Origin of the sequence: Reyranella sp. (genome assembly GCF_004297265.1) — a bacterium.
GTDB lineage: Bacteria > Pseudomonadota > Alphaproteobacteria > Reyranellales > Reyranellaceae > Reyranella.
Genome location: NZ_SCUT01000043.1, coordinates 77,083 through 99,258, shown reverse-complemented (window position 1 = coordinate 99,258; position 22,176 = coordinate 77,083). Strand labels below are relative to the sequence as shown.

The window sequence follows — 22,176 nt, the reverse complement described above, 5'->3', positions numbered from 1 at the left end:
TGTCCGACGACCATGCGGTGGCGCTGGCCGACCTGTTCCGGTTGCTGGGCGATCCGACCCGGCTGAAGATCGTGGTCTCCTGCCTGCGCGCGCCGCTCGCGGTGTCGGACATCGCCGAGCGGCTCGGCCTCTCGGTTTCGCTGGTCAGCCATCACCTGCGGCTGCTGAAGGGCGCGCGGCTGGTGCGGGCCGACCGGCAGGGCAAGCAGGTCTACTACGAGGCCGACGACCTCCATGTCCGCCGCATGGTCGAGGACATGGTCACCCACATTGCGGAGCATTGAGATGAGTGCTGGTTGCTGCGATCACGGTCATGAGCACGCCAATGCGGCGTCGTCCTCGCCTGCCTACAAGCGCATCCTGTGGATCGCACTGGCAGTGAACCTCGCCATGTTCGTGGTCGAGATCGGCGCGGGCGTCGCCGCGCAGTCGGTCTCGCTGCTGGCCGACTCGCTCGACTTCCTGGGCGATGCCGGCAACTACGGGATCAGCCTGTTCGTGCTGGGCATGGCGATCCAGTGGCGCGCCCGCGCCTCGCTGCTGAAGGCCGCCAGCATGGGCGCCTTCGGCCTGTGGGTCGCGATCACCACGATCAGCCACGCACTGGCCGGCACCGTACCGCAGGCGCCGGTGATGGGTGTGGTCGGCGCGCTGGCGCTGGCTTCCAACTTCGGCGTGGCGCTGCTGCTCTATCGCTGGCGCGCGGGCGACAGCAACATGCGCTCGGTGTGGATCTGCACGCGCAACGACGCGATCGGCAATCTCGCCGTGCTCGCCGCCGCCGCGGGCGTGTTCGGCTCGGGCAGCGGCTGGCCGGACTATGTCGTCGCCGCGATCATGTCCGGCCTCGCCCTGGTCGGTGCCTTCCAGGTGACTCGTCACGCCCTGGTCGAGCTGCGTCGCTCGCGGGACGGCGCCCCTCAGGCGGTCGGGAGCTTGTAGCTCTCGAACTGCTTGCGCAGGGCCGTCTTCAGGATCTTGCCGGTGGCGCCGTGGGGGATCGCGTCGATGAACTGCACGTCGTCCGGCATCCACCACTTGGCGATCTTGCCTTCGAGGAACTTCAGAACGTCGGCCTTCTCGATAGTGGCGTCGGGGCGGCGGACGACGATGAGCAGGGGGCGTTCGTCCCACTTGGGATGAGCGACGCCGATCACCGCGGCCTCTGCCACGCCCGCGCAGCCCATGGCGGCGTTCTCGAGGTCGATCGAGCTGATCCACTCGCCGCCCGACTTGATCACGTCCTTCGAGCGGTCGGTGATGACCACCGAGCCGTCGCTCTCGATCTTGCAGACGTCGCCGGTGTGGAACCAGTCGTTCTCCAGGAACTGGCTCTTGCCGTCGCCCTTCATGTAGCCCTTCACGATCCACGGGCCGCGCACGACCATGTTGCCCGAGACGCTACCGTCCAGCGGCAGGTCGTTGCCGGCATCGTCGATGATCTTCATCTCACAGCCAAAGACCGGGCGGCCCTGCTTGGCGGTGATGGCGAAGCGCTCGGCGTCGGGCAGGTTGCGCTCGCCCCTGTTGAAGCGGGTCAGGGTGCCGAGCGGGCTCATCTCGGTCATGCCCCAGCCCTGGGCGACCTCGACGCCGTGTTCCTTCCAGAAGCGCTCGATCATGGCGTAGGGGACTGCCGAGCCGCCGATCAGGGTGCGCTTGACCGACGACATCTTCAGTTTGTTCTGCTGGCAGTAGTCGAGCAGGGCCAGCCACACGGTCGGCACGCCGGCAGACAGGGTCACCTGCTCCTTGTCGAGCAGCTCGTAGATGCTGGCGCCGTCGAGCTTGAAGCCCGGGAAGACCAGCTTGGTGCCACAGAAGGGGCCGGCATAGACGAGACCCCAGGCATTGGCGTGGAACATCGGCACCACGGGAAGGATCGTGGTGTCGGGATCGAGCGCCAGCACCGGGCCTGAGCACATCATCATCGAATGAATCATCGTGGAGCGGTGCGAATAGAGCACGCCCTTCGGATTGCCCGTGGTGCCCGACGTATAGCAGAGCGACGAGGCTGTCTTCTCGTCGAACTCCGGCCAGGTGAGGGTGCCCGGCTTGTCGGCGATCAGCTCCTCGTAGCAGAGCAGCTTCGGGATCTTGGCCGAGGTCGGCATGTGGGCGCGGTCGGTCATGACCACGACATGCTTCACGGTCTTGAGCTGGTCGTAGACAGCCTCGACAACCGGTACGAGATTCAGGTCGACGAAGAGGATCTGATCCTCGGCATGGTTGGCGATGTAGGCCACATGCTCGGGCGCCAGGCGCGGGTTCAGCGTGTGCAGCACGGCACCGATGCCGGAGATGCCGAAATAGAGTTCGAAATGCCGGTAGGTGTTCCAGGCGATGGTGCCGACCCGGTCGCCGAGCTTGATGCCCAGTCCCTGCAGCGCTTCCGCCAGCTGTTTGGCGCGCTTGCGCGCGTCCTTGTAACCGTAGCGGTGGATCGGGCCCTCGACGGTGCGGGTCACGATCTCCACATCGGGATAGGCGGCGGCCGCATAGTCGATGATCTGCGAGATCAGCAGCGGACGGTCTTGCATCAAACCCAGCATGGCGTTTCCTCTCTTACGCGCGCCGCTCGATATGAAGGCTTCTTAGGGTCAGGAGCGGCTTGATGTCTGGTTCTAGACCGAGTCCTTGCCCGCCGGGAAGGGTGACGCTGCCGTCACGGACCGAAAAAACGTCCTGCAGAATGCCTTCGCGCAGAGGATTGGGGTTGGCATCAACCTCCAGCAGGCCAGGGCCGCGCACGGCAGCCAGCAGGTGCAGCGAATGGAGGAGGCCGATGCCGCCGCCCAGGAAGTGCGGACAGAAGGTGCGGCCGGCCGCCAGCGCGGCGCGCGCGACAGGCAGGCAACCGGAATGGCCGCCCCACTTGGCGGCGTCCGGCTGGATCACGCCGAACAGGCCGCTGTCGATCATGTCCTGGAACGGCCCGGCGCCGCGCAGGTTCTCACCGACGGCCAGCCGGGCCGGCGTCACGGCGGCGACCTGCGTCCACTCGCTGAGCGGCCGGTCTGCCATCAGCGGCTCCTCGATCCAGCCCAGTCCGAATTCGGCGAGCTTCGGTGCCATCGCGCAGGCCGTGCGCAGGTCCCAGCCCTGGTTGGCGTCGACCATCAGCTGCTCGGCGGCCCGCAGTTCGGCGCGGACGGGGCGCAGCGAACCGAGATCGGTCTCCTCGCCGAAGCCGACCTTTATCTTGAAGGCGCGATGGCCGGCCGTGCGCATGCGGCCCACCGTGTCATAGGCGGCACGGCCGGGATTGAGGCCCGACGCATAGGCTGGGACGGGCGAGTCGTCGGTCCCACCGAGAGCGCGCCATAGCGGCAGGCCGCGCTTGCGGGCGCGCAGGTCGTGGATTGCCAGGTCGAGGCCGGCAGCGGCCGCGGAGAGGGCCCCGGCGTCACCGCTCTGGACGCGCAGCACATGCAGCGCGCGATCGATCTCGCCCCACAGGCCGACCGGATCGTCGAGGGACCTGCCCAGCGCGCGCGGCGCCACGATGTCGGCGAACAACAGCGCACGATGTTCGGCGGCCGCGTTGGGGAAGTTGCACCAGATTTCGCCCCAGCCCCGGGCACCGTCGGAATCCTCGACCCTCACGAACACGGCGGCGCGCTCGATCATCGTGCCGAAGGATGTGCGGACCGGCTCCGCGATGGGGGTGCGGAAGACGTGCGCTTCGACGCGGGCGAGGGTCGCCCCACTCATTTTCTCATGTTCCTCCCGAGTCCCGGCTTTTCGCCGGTGATGCGGGAAGTCTATTCGTTCGTTTCGCTGAAGGTAAGCTTGTTGCCGAACGGGTCGGTCACGTTGATCGTGCGGGCGCCCCAGGGCTGATCCTCGAGCCCCGGCCGCGCATAGCGATAGTTCTTCCCCGTGAGCTCGCGATGCAACTCGGCGATGCCCTTGGTCTCGATCATCATGGCTGCACCCGGAGTGCCGCCGCCGTGATGCTCGCTGAGATGGAGGATGATGCCGGCGCGTGAAATCTGTGCATAAACCGGCGCGTTCTCGTCGAATCGATGCTCCCAGTCCCAGGTGAAGCCCAGGAAGTCCACATAGAACTCCTTGGCCTTCACGATGTCGAAGATGCGCAGGATCGGGACGACGGGCCCCAGTTTGATCGGGTCACTCATTCGGCGGCTTTCGGGTCGGAATTCAGCAGGTCGTAGGTCCGTTTCTGATACTCGACCATGTAGTCCGTGTACCAGGTCGTCGGATACTTCGGCGGCCTGTCGGGGCCCACCGTTGTCGGTACGGCGGCGATCGGCCAGTCGATGGTACTGTCGCAGAAGAAGGCCAAAGCATAACGCTCGCCGCCGCTGCGATTGACCGCGCGATGCGGTGTGGCAAGGCAGACATCGTTGGTCCAGCGCTGCAGCAGCTGCCCACCGTTCACGAGATAGGCGTCGGGCAAGACGGGGGCTTCGATCCAGCGCCCGTTCCGGCTGCGGATCGACAGGCCGGACACGTCGTTGGGCGCCAACAGGGTGAGGAAGCTCGTGTCGGTGTGCGGGGCAATACCGAACTCGTCATCGGCGAGGGCGGGCTGATTGGGATAGTGCGTCATGCGCAGCTTGTATTGCGGCTCGGCGAAGGGCGCGTCGAAGTATGTCGGGGGCAGGCCGAGGGCGCGGGCATAGATCGGCACCAGCCTGCGGACCAGCCGTTCCATCGCGTCGCAATAGGCAACGACAGCCCCGCGGAAGCCAGGCAGGTCTGACGGCCACCGGTTGGCGCTGCGGAAGCGCCGGTCGGCCATGACGTCGGGATGGTCGGCCGGAAGATCGCGCGCGACGAAGAAGGCTTCGTTGAGGTTGGGCTTGGTGACGGTCTGAACCGTGGAGGTACGCAGCGTGTCGCCACGCATCGGCAGGTAGCCGACATTGTGCCTGTCGATCCTGACCTCCATCTTGCGGTCCAGGGGCAGGGCATGAAACCGAGCGGCTTGATGGAAGGTGTTGCGGATCAGGTCCGGCGGCACGCCGTGATTGACGATGAAATAGAAGCCGATTTCGGTCAGCGCTTCGCGCAGATCCCCGGTGGCGCGCCCAATCGCCCGGGGGTCACCCGCCAGACAGGGGCCCAGATCGATGATTGGGATGGCGTCGGCGCGCGTGCTCATTCGGCTGCCTGCGGAGCCTCCGTGTTGAGGACGTCGTAGTTCCGCTTCAGGTACCAGGTCATGTAGTCGCTGTACCAGGTGGTCGGATATTTCGGCGGCCTGTCGGGACCGACCGTGGTCGGCACGGCGGCGACCGGCCAGTCGATGCCGCTGTCGCAGAAGAAGGGCAGGGCATAGCGAGCGCCGCCGGTCTTGTTGATCGCGCGGTGCGGCGTCGCCAGGAACGTGTCGTTGGTATAGCGCTGCAGCATCTGCCCGCCGTTCACCACATAGGCATTGTCGATCGCGGGCATGTCGATCCAGGTGCCGCTCTGGCTGCGGATCGACAGGCCCTGCACCTCGTTGGGCGCCAGCAGCGTCAGGAAGCTGGTGTCGGTGTGCGGCGCCAGGCCGAACTCGTCGCGATTGTTGTCGTCGAGGGGGGGCCCCTCCTGCGGCGGATAGTGCGTCATGCGCATCGAGAACATCGGCTCCGAAAAGGCCGTGTCGAAATAGTTGGCCGGCAGGTCGATCGCGCGGGCGTACAGCCGCACCATCTTCTGTACCAGCCGCTCCATCTCGTTGCAGTAGTCGACCACGGTGTCGCGGAAGCCTGGCAGGTCGGGCCAGCGATTGAGGCCGCGGAAGCGGCGGCCCGAGAGAACGTCGGGATGATCCGGTGCCATCTCGCGCTTCACGAAGAAGGCCTCGTTGAGATTGGCCTTGGTGCCGGTCTGGACGGTCGAGGTGCGCAGCGTGTTGCCGCGCATGGGGAGATAGCCGGTATTGTGCTGGTCGAGCTTGAGTTCGAGCTTCTTCTCGATCGGCTGATCGTGGAAGCGCTTCACCTCGGCGAACATGGCGGCGATCTTCTGGCGTGCGACGCCGTGATTGACGATAAAGTAGAAGCCGATCTCGGTAAGCGCGAAGCGCAGTTCCCTGGCCGTGCGGTCCATCGCGCCGGGTTCGCCCGCGAGATACGGGCCGAGATCGATGACGGGAATCGTTTCGGTGGCCACGGGGGCTCCCTCTTTTCTTCACAATCGATGTCGGAATGAACGATACTGCCGCGCAAGGCGCGCGGTCCAGCCGCACAAATGCGCTGTTCAAGGCAATGGGGGGAGTTCTTCAGGTATGAGCGATCACTATGTCATGCATGTTCAGTCGAGCCTGACGCTCGCTCAGGCCGAGCGGATGATCGACGGAGCCCTGCAGGCCGCGCGTGCAGCGGAGTTGTTGCCGCTCACCGTCGCTGTGCTTGATGCCGGCGGCCATCTGGTTGCCTTCAAGCGTGAGGATGGCTGCGGCGTGCTGCGCTTCGACATCGCCTTCGGCAAGGCATGGGGCGCCCTGGGCATGGGCATCTCCAGCCGCACCATCCGCGATCGCCTCGGCAACCGGCCCGCGTTTCAGGGTGCGCTCGCCGCAGCCTCGGGCGGCCGGTTCGTGCCGGTGCCGGGCGGTGTGCTGGCCGTCCGCGGTGAACGCAACGTCGTAGGAGCGATCGGCATCAGCGGCGATGCATCCGATCGCGACGAATATGCCGCCATCATGGGGGTGCGCGCCGCAGGCCTCATCTCGCACCCCGAGGAGCCTGCCGAGAACTGGCAGTCGGCGGGCCTGTAGGATGATTCGCGAAGGAATTACCATGCGTCGTCGCACTCTTCTTGCCGCCGCCGGCGTAACGCTGGCCGCTCCCTCGCTCGTCCGTGCCCAGACCTGGCCCGCACAGCCGGTCCGGATGGTGATCGGCTTTGCGCCCGGAGGACCGACCGATGTGTACGGTCGCCTGTTCGCCGACCGCCTCGGTCGTGCGCTCGGCCAGCCCGTAGTGATCGAGAACAAGGCGGGCGCCGCCGGCATTATCGGCAGTACCGGCGTCGCGCGCGCCAAGCCCGATGGCTACACGCTGGTGTTCGGCACCGGATCGACCCAGGCGCTCTACCCCTCGATGACCGCCAAGCCGGACTACGACGTCCTGAAGGACTTCACCTATGTCGCCCATATTGGCGGCGGACCGGCGGCCTTCATGGGCAACCTGGCTCAGCCCGATTCGCTGAAGGGCCTGCTCGAGGCCGCGCGCGCCAAACCGGGCACCTTGAGCTACGGCTCGCCGGGGGCGGGCACGCTGCTGCACCTCACGACAGAGCGCCTCAAGGCCGCGGCCGGAGGCGTCGACATGACCCACGTGCCGTATCGTGGCAGCGGTCCCGCCATGACCGACCTGCTGGCGGGCCAGATCGCCCTGGTGGCGACGACGCTGGGAACCGCGCTGCCCTTCCATTCATCCGGCAAGGCGCGGCTGCTCGCTGTCGCGACGGCCCAGCGGACCACCCTGGCGCCCGATGTGCCGACCGTGTCGGAAACGCTGGGTGGCATGCCGTTCGAAGCGGTGCTGTGGCACTGCCTCGCCGGTCCGGCTGGTCTGCCTCCCGAAGTGGTGGCGCGCCTTGCCGCGGCGGTCCGTGAGACGATGAACGATCCCGCGCTGCTGAAGGTACTGGCCGAGCAGGGCATTGTCCCCGTCAGCGATTCGACGCCCGACTCGACCGTGGCTTTCGTTCGGGCAGAGGTTGAACGCTGGGCACCGATCGTGAAGGCGGCCGGCGTCAAGATGGAGTGAACCGACCATGATCCTCGGCATCCTGGCCCTGGTAGCCGCGGCGCTGTTCACCGGCGCGGCCTTCTATGTGAGCTTTGCCGAGCATCCGGCGCGCTCGCAGCTCGAGGACCGGGCGCAGCTCCAGCAGTGGAAGTTCGCCTACCGGCGCGGCACGATCATGCAGGGCTCGCTGGCTGCCCTGGGCTTCGTGCTGGGCCTCGCGGCGTGGTGGCAGACGCGCGACGAACTCTGGATCGTCGGCGCGATCATGCTGGGTTCGAACTGGGCCTACACGGCGCTGATGATCATGCCCGTCAACAAGGAGCTACAGGCCATCGAACTCGACGATGCCGGCGAGGACAGCCATACGCTGTTGCGGCGCTGGGGCAAACTCCACGCCAAGCGCACGATGCTGGGCGTGGGGGCGACCCTGCTGTTCCTGTGGGCGGCCTTGTCATCCTGAGCGAAGCGAAGGATCCCACGTCCGCCAGGGAACCCTTTGGTCGCTCCGGGAGGTCCTTCGCTCCGCTCAGGACGACAACTAAGCCGTCGGCAGCTTGTAGTCCTTGAAGTCCTCGCGCAGGCGGGTCTTCAGGATCTTCCCAGTGGCCGTGTGGGGGATCGCGTCGACGAACTGAACGTCGTCCGGCAGCCACCACTTGGCGACCTTGGTCGCGAGGAACTCGACCAGCTCCTGCTTGTCGATCTGGGTGTCGGGCTTGCGGTGCACGATCAGCAGCGGGCGCTCGTCCCACTTCGGGTGGACGACGCCGATCACCGCCGCCTCGGCAACGGCGGGATGCGCCATGGCGGCGTTCTCGAGGTCGATCGAGCTGATCCACTCGCCGCCGGACTTGATCACGTCCTTGGAGCGGTCGGTGATCTGCATATAGCCGTCGGGATCGATGGTGGCGACGTCGCCGGTGGCGAACCAGCCGCCGCCCTTGCCCTCGATGTCCCGCAGGACCTCGCCGCCTTCGCCCTTGAAGTAGCCCGACGTGATCCAGGGCCCGCGCACCAGCAGGTCGCCGAACGCCTTGCCGTCGCGCGGCAACTCCTTGCCGGCGTCGTCGACGATCATCATCTCGACACCGAACGGCGGGCGGCCCTGCTTCAGGCGCACCTGCAGCAGGTCTGCCGGCGAGAAGTCGTTGTGCTTCTCCTTCGGGTGGTTGACCGTGCCGAGCGGGCTCATCTCGCTCATGCCCCAGGCATGCAGCACCTCGACGCCGAATTCCTTGTCGAAGGTCTCGATCATGGCCGGCGGTGCGGCCGAGCCGCCGATCACCGCGTACTTGACGGTCGAGAGCTTGAGCTTGTTGGCCTTCATATGGTTCAGCAGCGCGAGCCATACGGTCGGCACGCCGGCGGTGAAGGTGACGCGCTCCTTCTCGAACAGCTCGTAAAGGCTGGCGCCATCCAGGGCCACTCCGGGGAACACCAGCTTGGCGCCGACCAGGGCGGCCGAGTAGGGCAGGCCCCAGGCATTGACGTGGAACATCGGCACGACCGGCAGCACCACCGAGCGCGCCGAGAGGTTCAGCGTGTCGGGCAGGGCCGCACCGTAGGCGTGCAGGAGGGTCGAGCGGTGGTGATAGAGCACGCCCTTGGGATTGCCTGTCGTGCCCGACGTGTAACAGAGCGACGAGGCGGTGCGCTCGTCGAACTCCGGCCACTCGTAGGTACCGGGCTTGTCGGCGATCAGTTCCTCGTAGACCAGCAGGTTGGGGATGTTGCAGTCCTTGGGAAGGTGCGCGCGGTCGGTCATCGCCACCACGTGGCGCACGCCCTTCATCTGCGGCAGCAGCTTCTCGACGGCCGGCAGCAAGTTGAGGTCGACGAAGAGGAGCTGATCCTCGGCGTGGTTCACGATGTAGACGATCTGCTCGGGGAAGAGCCGCGGGTTGATCGTGTGGCAGACCGCGCCCATGCCTGAGATGCCGTAGTAGAGCTCGAAGTGCCGATAGCCGTTCCAGGCCAGCGTCCCGATCCGGTCTCCGACCTTGATACCGAGGCCGAGCAGGGCCTCGGCAACCTTCTTGGCGCGCTTGTTCGCATCGCGGTAGGTGTAGCGGTGGATCGGGCCCTCGACGGTGCGGGAGACGATCTCCGTGTCGCCGTGGTTGAGGGCGGCATGCTCGATGAGCTGCGAAATCAGAAGCGGGCGATCCTGCATGAGGCCGAGCATCGGGGCGTCTCTCCTGTCGTGTCGTCTGGCGGCTGGGCGCCAATTGCCTTAGGTTTGGAAGACATCCTTTGGGGGAAAATCAATGAAGCGGTCAAGCTGTGGCGGCGCCTTCGCGATCGGTGCCCTGGCCGCCACCTGGGCGTTTCCGGCGTTGGCCCAGACAGTGACGGGCGGCCACACCGCCACGGCCGGGTTCCTGTTGCTGATGACCGAGCGCTTCGAGTTCACGGTCGCCCAACTTCCCGCACTCGGTGCGCATCTCCTGGCCCTGCCGCAAGCAATAGGCGGTCGCACCGCGCTCCTCCTGGTCGGCATCGTCGTGGCCGGGCTGATCGCCGAATATCTTGCCCGCCTGATCCTGAGCCGCGCCCGGGTCAGCGCCTTCGACCGGATGGCCAGCAAGACGCCATTGCGCGCCTTCTTCCGGGCGCTGCTGCTCGACGCGCTGGCGCTGGTGGCGCTGGCCGTTGCGGGCCGGCTGGTGCTCGGGTTTCTCGGCCCGTCGGACAGCCTTGGCTCGCAGCTTGGCCAGATGGTGCTCCATGCGCTCGTCTACTGGCGCGCCTTCAACCTGGTGTTCCGCGCCTTCCTGCGCCCGCACCTGCCGGAGGGCCGCATCGCGCCGGTCGATGACGGCACGGCGCGTCGCCTGCTGGTCGCACTGGACCTCGTGGTCCTGCTGCCGCTGCTGGGCAGCCTCACGGCGCGCGCCCTCGACGCGACCGGCGCAAATCGCGAGATGACGAGTGCCGCCGTCATCCTCTACGTGCCGGTGATCGCCGTGCTGCTGGTCATGGTCGTCTGGCGCTGGCGCTTCGACATGGCCGCCTGGCTGACGGCCATGGTGCCGCCGACCGGTTTCAGCCGCCAGCTCAAGCTCGACGCGGCGCGCAACTGGTGGATGGGCGGCCTCGCCTTCTACGTGCTCCTGGGCGCGGCCTCGGTCTATGCCGCGCTGACGGAGAGCGGCACGGCCGCGCGCGGACTGGCTGTCATCGAGTCGTCGCTGATCGCGTTGCTGTTGTTCGAGACGTTGATGCACCGCATCACCCGCCACATCGTCTCCGAACTGCCGATGGCGGCCGATGTAGTGGCCGACTGCGTCCGTCTGCTCGTGCGCCTCTATGTTGCGATCCTGATCGCCGAGGCGCTGATCGTCCGGGTGCTGGCAGCGGCGACGGCCGACGAGTGGGTGACTCACGATCGTGGCGCCAAGGTCGCTGCGTTGAGCGCGGTCGCGATCTATGCCGGCTGGCGGTTCCTGAAGTACCGCATGGACTCCTACATCGCGGCCAATCCGCTGCCGTCGGCCGACGTCTCGGGCGATGCGGAGGAGGAGGTCCAGGTCGCAGCGTCGCGGCTGCGCACCCTGATGCCGCTGCTGCGAGTCGTCGCGGGCGCCACCATTGCCGTCATTGGCGGCCTGCTGGTCCTGTCGGAACTGGGAATCAACATCACGCCGCTGATCGCCGGCGCCTCTGTCTTCGGCCTGGCCGTTTCGTTCGGCAGCCAGTCGCTGGTGCGCGACATCGTGTCGGGCGTCTTCTTCCTGGCCGAGGATTCGTTCCGCATCGGCGAATATGTCGACTGCAGCAAGGTCAAAGGCACGGTCGAAGGGTTCAGTGTGCGTTCGCTGAAGCTGCGCCACCAGAACGGCCAGCTTCACATCGTGCCGTTCGGCCAGGTCGGCCACATCACCAACTTCAGCCGCGACTGGACGGTGGTGAAGTTCAACATCGCCTTCGCCAACGGCACCAATGTCGAACTGCTGCGCAAGACGGTGAAGAAGATCGGCCTCGACATGATGGAAGAGCCGCAGTTCAAGCCCATCCTGCTGCAGCCGCTCAAGATGCAGGGCGTCGTCGACATCAAGGACAACTCGCTGATCGTGCGCTTCAAGTTCATGGCGCGTCCGAAGAATCCCACCATGGTCCAGCGCATGGCAATCCGGCGCATGTACGACCAGTTCCCGGCGCTCGGCATCCAGTTCGCGACCGGCAACAATTACGTGTTCCCAATTCCGGCCACGCCCGGGGCGCCGCCGGTGGCCGACGAAAAGGCCGAAGCGTCTGCCGCCACGGCCCCCAAGGCCGCCGAGTAGTTCTCCAGAGGAGTCAAAGATGCAAAAGCGTAAGCTCGGTAAGTCCGATCTAGAATTCGTCCCCATCGCCTTCGGCGGCAACGTTTTCGGCTGGACGGCCGACGAGGCGACCTCTCACAAGCTGCTCGACGCCTTCGTCGATGCCGGTTTCTCCTTCGTCGATACGGCCGACGTCTATTCGCGCTGGTTCCCCGGCAACAAGGGCGGCGAGAGCGAGACGGTGATCGGTACCTGGCTCAAGAAGGATCCGTCCAAGCGCGACAAGATCGTGCTGGCCACGAAGTGCGGCATGGGCCTGCCGAGCGGCGCGCTTTCGGCGAAGAACATCAAGGAGTCTGTCGAGGCGTCGCTGAAGCGGCTCAACACCGACCGCATCGATCTCTTCCAGTCGCACAAGGACGACAAGGACACGCCGCAGGAGGAGACCCTCTCGACCTATGGCGAGCTGGTCAAGGCGGGCAAGATCCGCTTCATCGGCGCCTCCAACTTCGACGCGCCGCGACTCGCCGAGGCGGCGAAGATCTCCAAGGAGAAGGGCCTGCCGCGTTACGAGAGCTTGCAGCCGCATTATAACCTGATGGAGCGCGGCCTGTTCGAGGGTGCGCTGGAGGACGAGTGCCTGAAGGAGGGGATCGGCGTGATCCCGTACTATTCGCTGGCCAGCGGCTTCCTGACGGGCAAGTACCGCTCCGAGGCCGATGTCGGCAACGCCCAGCGCGGTGCCGGCGTGAAGAAATACATCAACCCGAAGGGCATGGCCGTCCTGAAAGCCCTCGACGAAGCCGCGGAAAAGAGCGGCGCCACTCTGGCGCAGGTGGCGCTGGCCTGGCTGCTGCAGCGCAAGGCGATCACTGCGCCGATCGTCAGCGCGACCAGCCTGAAGCAGCTCGACGACGTTCTCAATTCGACGACCCTGGAGCTCGATCCCGAATCGGTCGCCGCCCTCGACAAGGCCAGCGCACCGGCCTGAGCAGGGAAGGGCCAATGCTCGTCTTCCGCCAGCTCTTCGACCCGACCTCGTCGACCTATACCTACCTGCTCGGCTGCAGCGTCTCCAAGGAGGCGCTGCTGATCGATCCGGTGTTCGAGCAGGCGCGGCGCGACGCGGCCCTGATCGGCGAGCTCGGCCTCACACTTGCCTGGACGCTCGACACCCACGTCCATGCCGACCATGTGACCGGCGCCTGGCTCCTGAAGCAGCGGCTGGGGAGCAAGATCGCGCTGTCGGTGGCGTCGGGCGCGGCCGGAGCCGACCGGCTGCTGCAGGACGGCGACCGCATCGAGTTCGGCCGCCGTTCGCTCGAGGTCCGCGCCACGCCGGGCCACACCTCGGGCTGCGTCACCTACGTGCTCGACGACGAGAGCATGGCCTTCACCGGCGATTGCCTGCTGATCCGGGGCTCCGGCCGCACCGACTTCCAGCAGGGCGATCCGCGCGCGCTCTATCGCTCGGTGCGCTCGCGCATCTTCGCGCTGCCCGAGAGCTGCCTGCTCTACCCGGCGCACGACTATCGCGGCCTGACGGTCAGCAGTGTGATCGAGGAGAAACGGTTCAATCCCCGGCTGGGTGGCGAGGTCGGCGAGAACGACTATGTCGGCTACATGAAGAACCTCGACCTTCCGCATCCGAAGAAGATCGACGAGGCGGTGCCGGCCAACCTGCGCTGCGGCCAGCCCGGGAACGGGACCCAGCCACCTGCAGAACCCGGCTGGGCGCCCCTGCGCTTCACCTTCGGCGGCGTCTGGGAAGTCGAACCACATTGGCTCGAGGAGAATCTGGCCCAGGTGAACGTCGTCGACGTGCGCGAACCGGCCGAGTTCTCGGGTCCGCTCGGCCACATCCGCGGCGCGACGCTCGTACCCCTGGGCGAGTTGGCGGCCCGCGCCAGGGAATTGCCGAAGGACAAGCCGATCGTCGCCGTTTGCCGCGCCGGCAGCCGCTCCGCGCACGCTACCGCGATCCTGCAGAAAGCGGGCCTTGCCGACGTGGCCAACCTCCCCGGCGGCATGCTCCGCTGGCGCGCCGAAGGCCGCGCCGTCGAGGGGGGATCGGCTTAGAATTCATTGGAGCGCGCCACTCCAGTGGCGCTCATGATCATGATTGCGCCACTGGAGTGGCGCGCTCCAATGATGTCCTGAGCTCAGAATCCGTAGAGCTTGGACGGTGTGTCGACCAATATGATGCGCCGTGCAGCCTCGTCCGGCACCCAGTCCTCGAACGTCCTGAGCGTGATCGGATAGGTCGTGACGCGATTGAGGTCCGTATCCGTGTGCGGCCAGTCGCTGCCCCACATCAGGCGTTCGGGGCCGAAGGCATCGAGCAGCATCGGCGCTGCCATCCGGGCGCGCTCCGGGCCGACGCGATAGGCGCCGCACATCACGACGAAGACGCGGCCGGTCCTGGCGCTTTCCAGCAGGACCTTGAAGCCGGCATCGCGCGCGGGTCCCAGGGTGCGGTCGAACATGCCGTAGTGGGGAATCACCACCTTGTGGCCGCCATCCAGCAGGAACGGCAGCATCTCGGGCAGGCGCCGGCTCTCGACATAGAGGTGGATCGGCCAGTCCCGCTTCAGCGCCTCGCCCAGCATCTCGTGATAGGCTGACCATTGCGGCGACGGCAGGCCGAAGATCGGAAAGCGCAAGCCACGCACGCCGATCCGCGCCATCTCCTCCCACTCCTCGGGCCGCGTCTCGACCGAAGGCGAGACCCATGGCACGCCGCGGAAGCGTTGTGGCTCGGCCTTCAGCGCTCCGAACAGGTAGGAATTGTCGTAGCCCAGGAATGACGGCTGCAGGAGAACGGCGCGGCCGACGCCGTTGGCCTCGGCCAGCGCCAGCAACGTCTGCCAGGAGGCGTCGTAGTTGGGCGCATAACGGGCATCGACGGCGAGCTTGAGCCCTCGTACGAAGGCATGGGTATGAGCATCGACCCACGCTGAAGGCGCTGCGCGCGCCGGAAGTGTCGCTGCCGCGAGCGCCATCGGCGCCAGCGCGCGACGAGTGATCTTCACGGCGGCAGCGTCGCGTCGCGCGACGTCTCTCGGAAGGTGAGCAGCGTCGCGATCGAGATGGCGGCGGCGCCCATGAACAGCCAGGCCGGGCTCAAGTCCACTTCCGTGCGGGCGATCAGCCAGGCCGCGGTGAGCGGTGTCAGGCCGCCGATGACGCCGAAGGCGATGTTGTAGCCCAGCGAAATCGCGGTGCAGCGGACGCGGCCCGCCACCGCCTCGGTCAGGATGGAGGGAAGGATGCCGAGCCCCATGCCGGCCGGCACGACCAGGGCGAGCTGTCCGGCCAGGATCAGCCTCGGATCGGGATGGTGCATCAGCCAGAGAAACGGCAGCGCGCCGACGAGGCCCAGGATCATCGCGGCGAACATCAACGGGCGCCGCCCGATGCGGTCCGACAGCCAGCCGGACAGGAGCATCACCGGGAGCAGGAAGAACATGCTGACGGTATTGATCTCCAGGGCGCGCGCCGGCGGGATCCCATCGACGGTCTGCAGCCAGGTCACCACGTAGAGGAACATCAGGTAGAAGCCGACGGCATTGAAGATCGTGATACCGGCCACGCGCATCACGGCGCGGCCATGATGGCGGAAAGTCTCGGCCAGGGGCGACCCGTGGCCCGCCTTGGGCGGCGCCTCCTCGACGATGACCTGACGGATCCACCAGCCGACGACGCCCAGCACCAGGCCGAGCAGGAAGGGTACGCGCCAGCCCCAGGCGGCGAGTGCATCCGCAGGCAGAAGGGCGGCGAAGGTCGCGCCGATCGCCGAGCCCAGGAGGAAGCCGCCCGTGGCGGCCAGCGAGCAGAAGCTGCCGACCAGGCCGCGGCGTCCGGCAGGGGCCTGCTCGACCAGGAAGACCATGGCGGTCGTGGCCTCGCCGCCGACCGACAGGCCCTGCACCATGCGCAGCAATGTCAGCAGGATCGGCGCCGCCATTCCGAGCGTCTCGTATCCCGGCAGCAGGCCCACCAGGAAGGTCGGGATCGCCATGGCGGCAATCGAGAAGGTGAGGGCGGCGCGCCTGCCAAGGCGGTCGCCGATATGGCCGACGACAACACCCCCCAACGGCCGCATCAGATAGCCCAGTGCAAAGATGCCGAAGGCGGCCAGGACCTGTGCCACGGCATTCTCGGCCGGGAAGAAGACGCGGCCGATCGTGGCGGCGAAGTAGCCGTAGATCGCGAAATCGTACCATTCGAGCAGGTTGCCGATGGTACCGGCCGCAACGATGCGGCGGGTGCTGGCGGAGTTCATCTCGCCGGACTATGCCATGAGATGGCGGGTGGGCATCACTTCGGACTTTCCGCAGGCTGTTCGTCGGCCAGTCCGGTCCTGTCGCGAAACGAAGCCGTGGCCGCCAAGGATAGCGCCGCGGCCGCCATGATGAGGAAGGCGGGGCTGAGATCGTTCTCCGTTCGATGGATCAGCCACGCCGCCGCGAGCGGCGAGAGACCGCCCAGGATGCCCGCAGGGAGGTTGAAGGCGAGCGCCACTGCCGTGCAGCGGATCGGGGCGGGCGTAGCCTCCACCATGAAGGCCGGTTCGATGCCGAATACGGTGCCGATGATCATGACAAACCCCAACTGTCCCGCCAGCACCAGCAGCGGATCGGAATGGTGCAGGAGCCAGAACAGCGGGACGGCACCGAGCATCGCGGCCGTCATCGCGATCAGGAGCAGCCTGCGGCGGCCGACGCGGTCGCTCAGCCAGCCGGCACCGAGATAGACGGGCAGGGCGACCGCCATGGCCACGGTGTTGAAGGCCAGGGCGGTAACGGGCGCGATGCCGTCGACGAACTGCAGCCAGCTCACGAGATACAGGAAGACGATGTAGAAGGTCACGGCGCCCAGTGCGGCGATGCCGGCCAGCCGAAACAGCAGCGGGAGATGGTGCTTCAGCACCTCCCGGACCGGTGCGGCCACGACCTCGCCGGTTCTCGGCGGTTCCGGGACCCGACGACGCAGCCAGATCCCCAGGAATCCGACGGGCAGGCCCAACAGGAACGGAAGGCGCCAGCCCCAATCCTGCAGAACATCAGGCGGTAGGACGGCGGTGAGGAGCGCGCCGGCCGCGGACCCGACGAGAATCCCCGCGGTGCCGCCGCCCGTCGCCATGGCGCCGGCCAGGCCGCGCCCGTTCGGGCCGGAATGTTCGATCATGAAGATGAAGGCGGTGGGGCACTCGCCCCCGATCGCCAGGCCCTGCACGACACGCAGTACCGTCAGCAGGATGGGGGCGAGAAGTCCCAGAGTCTCATAACCGGGCAGGATGCCGACGAGGAAGGTCGAGAATGCCATCCCGGTCATCGAGACATTCAGAGCGGCACGCCGGCCGTACCGGTCGCCAATGCTGCCCGATACGAGACTCCCCAGCGGCCGCATCAGGCAGCCGATGGCAAAGACGCCGAAGGTGGACAGCAACTGCGCCACCGGTTCCTGGTGCGGAAAAAAGGCCTGCCCGATGGTGATCGCGAAGTATCCGTAGATCGCGAAGTCGAACCATTCGAGGACATTGCCGATGGCGCTGGCGCCGACGATGCGGGTCTTCTCGGAAAGCATCGTCGGCGGTGGCACGTTAGTCTTCAGTTACCCTTCTTCTCGATGTTCCAGAATACCGGAATGGGACTCGTCACGATACCGCTCAGACGGTCAGAGCGCGTCGCCGTCGGCAGGGTGTACTGGCCGAGCGGGACGTGCGTGCCGTAGGTGATGGCGCGCGCCTGCAGGTCGGCCGCGATCTTCTTGCGGCTCTCGAGGTCGGGCGCCCGCGCGAAGGCGTCGCGCAACCTCTCGACCTCGGCGTCGCAGGGCCAGCCGAAATTGGCCTTGTCGCACGAGGCGGTGAGCATGCTGTTGGTCAGCGGGTTCATCATGTCGACCGACAGCCAGGCGGTCATGAAGCCGTTCCAGCCGCCTTCCTGCGGCGGCGTCTTGCGCAGGCGCCGCGCCACGATGGCCTGGAAGTCGAGCGGCACCATCTGCACCTTGAAGCCGCCCTTCTCGAGCAGGTCCTTGGCGATCGGCCCGGCATTGGTCAAAACGGCGATGTCGGTCGTGTGCAGCATCACGATCGGCGTGCCGTCATAGCCCGCTTCCTTGAGAAGCTCCCGCGACCTGGCGAAGTTGCCGCGCACCAGGCCTTCCATGCCGGCATTGCTCTCGAGCGGCGTGCCACAGACGAACATGGCATCGCAGGTCTGGTAATACTTCTCGTCGCCGATCACGCCCTGAAGGAACGCCTTCTGATCGAAGGCATACTCGGCGGCGCGGCGCACCTTCTCGTTGTCGAAGGGTGGGACGACGGTGTTCCAGCGGAACACGTACTGCGCGCCGATCTTGTTGTAGACCTCGAGCCTGATGTTCTTGTCGGCCAGCAGCAGTGACTTCAGGTCGTGCGGCGGCGCCTCGATATAGTCGATCTCGCCGGCCAGCAGCGCGTTCACCGCGGTCTGGTGGTCGGGGATGGCCAGCCACTCGACCCGATCGACATTCGCCACCTTGCCGCCGGCCAGGCCGGAAGCGGGTTCGGTGCGCGGTTTGTAGTCGGGATTCCTCACATAGACGGTCTTGTCGCCAGGCTTCCACTCGTCGGCCTTGAAGATGAACGGGCCGGAGCCGACGAACTCGCTGATCTGCTTGGCCGGATCGGTGTCGGCGATGCGCTTGGGCATCATCAGCGGCGTCGAGCCGCCGGGCTTGGCCAGCGAATCGATGACCAGGCCGTAGGGTTCCTTGAGCACCAGCCTAAAGGTCCTGTCGTTCACCGGCTCGAAGGCGGAGACGAAGCTCAACAGCTTTACGCCCGTCGAATCGCGCGCGCCCCAGCGCTTCAGCGAGGCGATGCAGTCCTCGGTCGTGACCGGCTTGCCGTCGTGCCACTTCAGCCCGTCGCGCAGGGTGAACGTGTAGGTGAGCTTGTCGTCGCTCAGGGTCCAGGTGTCGACCATCTGGGGCTGCGGCTGCAGCTTCTCGTCCATCGCGAACAGCGTGTCCCAGACCATATAGCCGTGGTTGCGCACGATGTTGGCGGTCGTCCAGATCGGGTCGAGGACCTTGAGGTCCGAATGCATCACCGCCTTGATGGTCTTCGTCTGGGCGAAGGCGGGTGACGCGACAAGGAGAGCAGCGGCCGAACCGGCCGCCAAGAGGGTACGCAAACGCATCGGGATCAGGCCTGCCAGCGTGAGGTGGCGCGCTCGCCCGGCGCGATCTCTTCTTCGGTCGGCGCGGCGACCTTCGACATGTGCCCGTAGCGCTGGGCGGCGAACCACAGCGCATAATCGCCGAACTTGATCGGAGGATACTTGGCGGGCTTCTCGGCCGACTGGCACGAAGGCAGGCACTCGATCATCGTGTCGTGGTCGGGGTCGCAGAAGAAGGGGATGGCATATCGCACCTGGCCCGAGACGTTGCGCACGCGGTGCGGCGTCGACAGGAAACGCTCGTTGCTCCAGCGATGGAGGATGTCGCCGCCGTTCACGACGAAGGCGTCCTCGATGCCGGGGGCATCCATCCAGCGCCCGTCAGGCAGCAGGATCGACAGGCCCTGCACCTTGTTGGGCGGCAGCAGGGTCATGAAGCCCGAGTCGGTGTGCGGCACCAGGCTCTCGACGCTCTCGTCGGCGCCGTCGATCTGCGGATAGCGCGACATGCGCAGGATCATGTGCGGCTTGGCGAAACAGGCGTCGAAGTAGGTTTCCGGGAGGTCGAGCGCGAGCGCGTAGAGCTTCACCAGTTTCTGGCAGAGCTTCTCCAGCGTCCCGATGTATTCGAGCGTCGTCTCGCGAAAGCCCGGCAGGTCGGCCGGCCACTTGTTCGGCGCATGGAAGCGGCGGCCCGAGATCACGTCCGGGTCGCTGGCGTCGCGCTCGCGGCGGAGGAAATAGGCTTCGTTCTGGCTGGGCTTCTTGCCCTGCGCGGCGGCGTTGGGCGGCGCCTTCTGGGCGATCGGCATATAGCCGATATTGTGCTCGTCCACCTTGACCGCGAGCTTGGCCTCCACCGGTTGGGCATGGAAGCGTGCCGCCGCTTCATAGGTGGCGTCGATCAACGTCTGCGGCACGCCGTGGCCCGCGAGATAGAAGAAGCCGACATTCTCGAAGGCGTAGCGCAGCTCGGCCGCGGCCTTCTCGGCGGCACCGGGAACGCCTGCGAGATAGGCCGAGACATCGATCAGCGGAATCTCGCCGCCGATCAGGGGAGGAGCGACGGGCTGTCCCCTCACGGGTTGGATGGATGGCTGCATCGAGGACCTCCGAAAACGCTACGCGAACGCTAACATGCGCGCCGGAAGCCCTGCAAAAAGCAAGCCGTGCCCGTTTCGCAGGAGTGCTACAACTTTGCCGTTCGCCATCGTTCGGCGCTCCCGGGAAAGGTCGAATTCGTGCAACCCATCTGGATCTCGCTCGCGACTTGCGGGGTCATGCTCCTTGGCGCGGTCATCGGTGTGTTGTTGCGCCGATGGCTACCGGACCATCATCTCAACGACCATGCCCGGGACATCGTGCGGCTGGGGGCGGGCCTGGTGGGAACGATCGCGGCGCTGGTCCTCGGCCTCCTGATCAATTCGGCGAGCAGCCTCTACGAGGCTCAGCGCGCCGAGGTCCGCCAGATTGCCGCCAACCTCATCCTGCTCGACGCGGTGCTCGATCAATACGGGCCGGAAACGAAGCCGGTCCGCTTGCTGCTGAGGGAGGCCAGCGACCAGATGGTCGAGCGGATCTGGCATGGTCCTGAGGCCAAGGTTCGTGGCGCGCTGTACGGCAGCGGGACGCTGGCGTCGCAGGTCTATGCGGGTCTCCATGCCTTGCCCGCCGGGACGGTCGTAAGATCGGCCCTCGTCGCACAGGCTCTCCAGCTCGCCGTTCCGATCTCGCAGGCCAGGCTCGCGCTCTACGAGCAGTCGAGGTCCGGGTTGCCGATGCCGATTCTCATCGTGTTGATCTTCTGGCTGACCGTGCTGTTTGCCAGCTACTGCCTGTTCTCACCGGTGAATCCGACATCGGCCGTGGCGCTCGTGCTGGTGGCGCTTTCGGCGTCGGCGGCCCTGTTCCTGATCCTCGAGATGGTCGAGCCGTTCTCCGGCTTCATGCAGATATCGAGCGCGCCGATTCGTGCTGCCCTGCCGCCGCTCGCGCCGTGAGGTCCGCCACTGGACCTCAGCGTTCCGGCTGTCTCAGGGCACGCCGGATGAGTTCCGGCGTAGACGTCGCGCCGAGCTTCAGCATCGCGCGGGCGCGATGGATCTCGACGGTGCGATGGCTGATGCCCAGTGTCCGCGCGATGGATTTGTTGGCGGCGCCTTCCAGCACCTGGACCAGCACCTCCGTCTCGCGTCGCGTGAGTGTCTCGCGGGCGGGCTGCGGAAGGCGCCGCAGCAGTTCGGCGCCGGTATAGGTCGTGGCCTGCAGATCGAGCGGCTTGCCGGCAATTTCGGACAGTCGCAGGCGTGCCGTGCTGCCGATGATGCGGCAGGCGGTGACGACCGGCTTGCCGCTGGCGCGCGCGACCAGCTGGGCCAGCTCGCCGGTATAGCCGACCGAGTTCATCACGATCAGGTCCGCGCCGGACACGCGATCGATGGCCTGGGTCAGGTCTGAACTCTGGCTCCCGCCGATGCTCGCCAGCGAACTCTTCAGCATGGTGCCGTAGTCGCTTTCGCTCGCGGCCGACTGCTGGCTTGCCAGGGGGAAGATGATGCCGATCCGCGAGTTGCTGGCGACCAGCGCGGAGATCCAGGCATCGAGCGAGTCCTGGCCATGGATGAGCGGCGTCCGCGTCGCAAGCCGTGCGCGCATACCGGTCATCGCCAGGATGAGAAGGTCGTAGTTGCGAGCATCGAGTTCCGCGACGAGTGCCTCGGTGCGGCTCGTCACGAAGCCGGCTTCGACGATCACGTGGCGGCCGTCGCGCAGCTGCGTGAGGTAGCTCAACTCGTCGCCGCGCGGCGCCATGCTCGCGATCATCGATTCAGTATCGTTGTCGAGGGCGCCGAATTCGTCGTACTCGGCTTCGCCGAGCAGAGGGCTGATTTCCCGCATCACGTCAGGACGTGGCGCGTGGCCCATCGTGATCACGGCGATGCGCGGTGTGCGCCTGGTCCCCACCTGTCTACTCCCCCCTACGTGTTCGCACGTATTGATGCCTGCCTGTCCAATCCATAGACA

Annotated in this window: 21 protein-coding genes; 9 read left to right on the top strand and 12 right to left on the bottom strand. The window is 66.4% G+C overall.

The features are described 5' to 3' along the window. Positions 1-17: 17 nt before the first annotated feature. Together EPO41_RS18730 and EPO41_RS18725 are read left to right on the top strand one after the other, a co-directional pair. Positions 18-284 carry a metalloregulator ArsR/SmtB family transcription factor gene (locus EPO41_RS18730; protein WP_296328071.1) on the top strand — a complete coding sequence of 89 codons (267 nt, stop codon included), beginning with the start codon at positions 18-20 and terminating at the stop codon, positions 282-284. Between the two features lies 1 nt (position 285). Beyond that, positions 286-942: a cation transporter gene (locus EPO41_RS18725; protein ID WP_296328066.1), complete on the top strand. Its 657-nt coding sequence runs from the start codon at positions 286-288 to the stop codon at positions 940-942. Here the strand turns inward: EPO41_RS18725 and EPO41_RS18720 are convergent. The 5 genes from EPO41_RS18720 to EPO41_RS18700 are packed head-to-tail and all read right to left on the bottom strand — an operon-like array spanning position 921 to position 6,129. Further along, the gene (locus EPO41_RS18720; RefSeq protein ID WP_296328064.1) at positions 921-2,552 is read right to left on the bottom strand and encodes a long-chain-fatty-acid--CoA ligase; all 1,632 of its coding nucleotides are present in this window, start codon (positions 2,550-2,552) and stop codon (positions 921-923) included. The genes EPO41_RS18725 and EPO41_RS18720 overlap by 22 nt on opposite strands. 13 nt (positions 2,553-2,565) lie before the next feature. Next, positions 2,566-3,714, bottom strand: coding sequence for a mandelate racemase/muconate lactonizing enzyme family protein (locus EPO41_RS18715; protein ID WP_296328061.1), 1,149 nt, complete (start codon positions 3,712-3,714; stop codon positions 2,566-2,568). 50 nt (positions 3,715-3,764) lie between these two features. Further along, positions 3,765-4,142: a glyoxalase superfamily protein gene (locus tag EPO41_RS18710; RefSeq protein ID WP_296328058.1), complete on the bottom strand. Its 378-nt coding sequence runs from the start codon at positions 4,140-4,142 to the stop codon at positions 3,765-3,767. Further along, positions 4,139-5,131: a 2-oxoglutarate and iron-dependent oxygenase domain-containing protein gene (locus EPO41_RS18705; protein ID WP_296328056.1), complete on the bottom strand. Its 993-nt coding sequence runs from the start codon at positions 5,129-5,131 to the stop codon at positions 4,139-4,141. The genes EPO41_RS18710 and EPO41_RS18705 overlap by 4 nt, the downstream gene beginning before the upstream one ends. Continuing rightward, on the bottom strand, positions 5,128-6,129 hold the full coding sequence (locus EPO41_RS18700; RefSeq protein WP_296328054.1) for a 2-oxoglutarate and iron-dependent oxygenase domain-containing protein: 1,002 nt from the start codon (positions 6,127-6,129) through the stop codon (positions 5,128-5,130). Before EPO41_RS18700 ends, EPO41_RS18705 begins: the two co-directional genes overlap by 4 nt. Before the next feature lie 115 nt (positions 6,130-6,244). On the opposite strand from EPO41_RS18700, the gene EPO41_RS18695 reads away from it, so the two are divergent. From EPO41_RS18695 to EPO41_RS18685, 3 genes are read left to right on the top strand one after another with little or no spacing between them, the layout of a single operon-like run. Continuing rightward, positions 6,245-6,736 (top strand): heme-binding protein, encoded by a 492-nt coding sequence (locus EPO41_RS18695; protein WP_295142995.1) that lies wholly within the window; start codon positions 6,245-6,247, stop codon positions 6,734-6,736. A 22-nt stretch (positions 6,737-6,758) separates the two neighbouring features. Beyond that, positions 6,759-7,733: a tripartite tricarboxylate transporter substrate binding protein gene (locus EPO41_RS18690; RefSeq protein WP_296328052.1), complete on the top strand. Its 975-nt coding sequence runs from the start codon at positions 6,759-6,761 to the stop codon at positions 7,731-7,733. A 7-nt stretch (positions 7,734-7,740) separates the two neighbouring features. Continuing rightward, on the top strand, positions 7,741-8,175 hold the full coding sequence (locus EPO41_RS18685; protein ID WP_296328049.1) for a DUF1772 domain-containing protein: 435 nt from the start codon (positions 7,741-7,743) through the stop codon (positions 8,173-8,175). Positions 8,176-8,253: 78 nt separating this feature from the next. Here the strand turns inward: EPO41_RS18685 and EPO41_RS18680 are convergent, their stop codons facing one another. After that, positions 8,254-9,900 (bottom strand): 3-(methylthio)propionyl-CoA ligase, encoded by a 1,647-nt coding sequence (locus EPO41_RS18680; RefSeq protein WP_296328048.1) that lies wholly within the window; start codon positions 9,898-9,900, stop codon positions 8,254-8,256. 82 nt (positions 9,901-9,982) lie between these two features. On the opposite strand from EPO41_RS18680, the gene EPO41_RS18675 reads away from it, so the two are divergent. The 3 genes from EPO41_RS18675 to EPO41_RS18665 are packed head-to-tail and all read left to right on the top strand — an operon-like array spanning position 9,983 to position 14,059. Then, positions 9,983-12,001 carry a mechanosensitive ion channel domain-containing protein gene (locus EPO41_RS18675; RefSeq protein WP_296328046.1) on the top strand — a complete coding sequence of 673 codons (2,019 nt, stop codon included), beginning with the start codon at positions 9,983-9,985 and terminating at the stop codon, positions 11,999-12,001. A gap of 19 nt (positions 12,002-12,020) precedes the next feature. Further along, the gene (locus EPO41_RS18670) at positions 12,021-12,971 is read left to right on the top strand and encodes an aldo/keto reductase (RefSeq protein ID WP_296328045.1); all 951 of its coding nucleotides are present in this window, start codon (positions 12,021-12,023) and stop codon (positions 12,969-12,971) included. Positions 12,972-12,985: 14 nt separating this feature from the next. Next, the gene (locus EPO41_RS18665) at positions 12,986-14,059 is read left to right on the top strand and encodes an MBL fold metallo-hydrolase (RefSeq protein WP_296328043.1); all 1,074 of its coding nucleotides are present in this window, start codon (positions 12,986-12,988) and stop codon (positions 14,057-14,059) included. 83 nt (positions 14,060-14,142) lie between these two features. Here EPO41_RS18665 and EPO41_RS18660 read toward each other — a convergent pair whose 3' ends face one another. From EPO41_RS18660 to EPO41_RS18640, 5 genes are read right to left on the bottom strand one after another with little or no spacing between them, the layout of a single operon-like run. After that, positions 14,143-15,012 carry an amidohydrolase family protein gene (locus tag EPO41_RS18660; protein WP_296328041.1) on the bottom strand — a complete coding sequence of 290 codons (870 nt, stop codon included), beginning with the start codon at positions 15,010-15,012 and terminating at the stop codon, positions 14,143-14,145. Continuing rightward, complete coding sequence (locus EPO41_RS18655; protein WP_296328040.1) at positions 15,009-16,265, bottom strand: MFS transporter; 1,257 nt, start codon at positions 16,263-16,265, stop codon at positions 15,009-15,011. Before EPO41_RS18655 ends, EPO41_RS18660 begins: the two co-directional genes overlap by 4 nt. A gap of 35 nt (positions 16,266-16,300) precedes the next feature. Beyond that, positions 16,301-17,584, bottom strand: a complete 1,284-nt coding sequence (locus EPO41_RS18650) for an MFS transporter (RefSeq protein WP_296328038.1) — start codon at positions 17,582-17,584, stop codon at positions 16,301-16,303. A gap of 8 nt (positions 17,585-17,592) precedes the next feature. Continuing rightward, positions 17,593-19,173 (bottom strand): ABC transporter substrate-binding protein, encoded by a 1,581-nt coding sequence (locus tag EPO41_RS18645; protein ID WP_296328036.1) that lies wholly within the window; start codon positions 19,171-19,173, stop codon positions 17,593-17,595. Between the two features lie 5 nt (positions 19,174-19,178). Further along, the gene (locus EPO41_RS18640) at positions 19,179-20,255 is read right to left on the bottom strand and encodes a 2-oxoglutarate and iron-dependent oxygenase domain-containing protein (RefSeq protein ID WP_296328034.1); all 1,077 of its coding nucleotides are present in this window, start codon (positions 20,253-20,255) and stop codon (positions 19,179-19,181) included. Between the two features lie 138 nt (positions 20,256-20,393). Between EPO41_RS18640 and EPO41_RS18635 the strand changes: the two genes are divergently transcribed. Continuing rightward, positions 20,394-21,152: a DUF4239 domain-containing protein gene (locus tag EPO41_RS18635; protein WP_296328032.1), complete on the top strand. Its 759-nt coding sequence runs from the start codon at positions 20,394-20,396 to the stop codon at positions 21,150-21,152. Positions 21,153-21,168: 16 nt separating this feature from the next. Here EPO41_RS18635 and EPO41_RS18630 read toward each other — a convergent pair whose 3' ends face one another. After that, positions 21,169-22,116 carry an AroM family protein gene (locus tag EPO41_RS18630; protein WP_296328029.1) on the bottom strand — a complete coding sequence of 316 codons (948 nt, stop codon included), beginning with the start codon at positions 22,114-22,116 and terminating at the stop codon, positions 21,169-21,171. Positions 22,117-22,176: the final 60 nt, after the last annotated feature.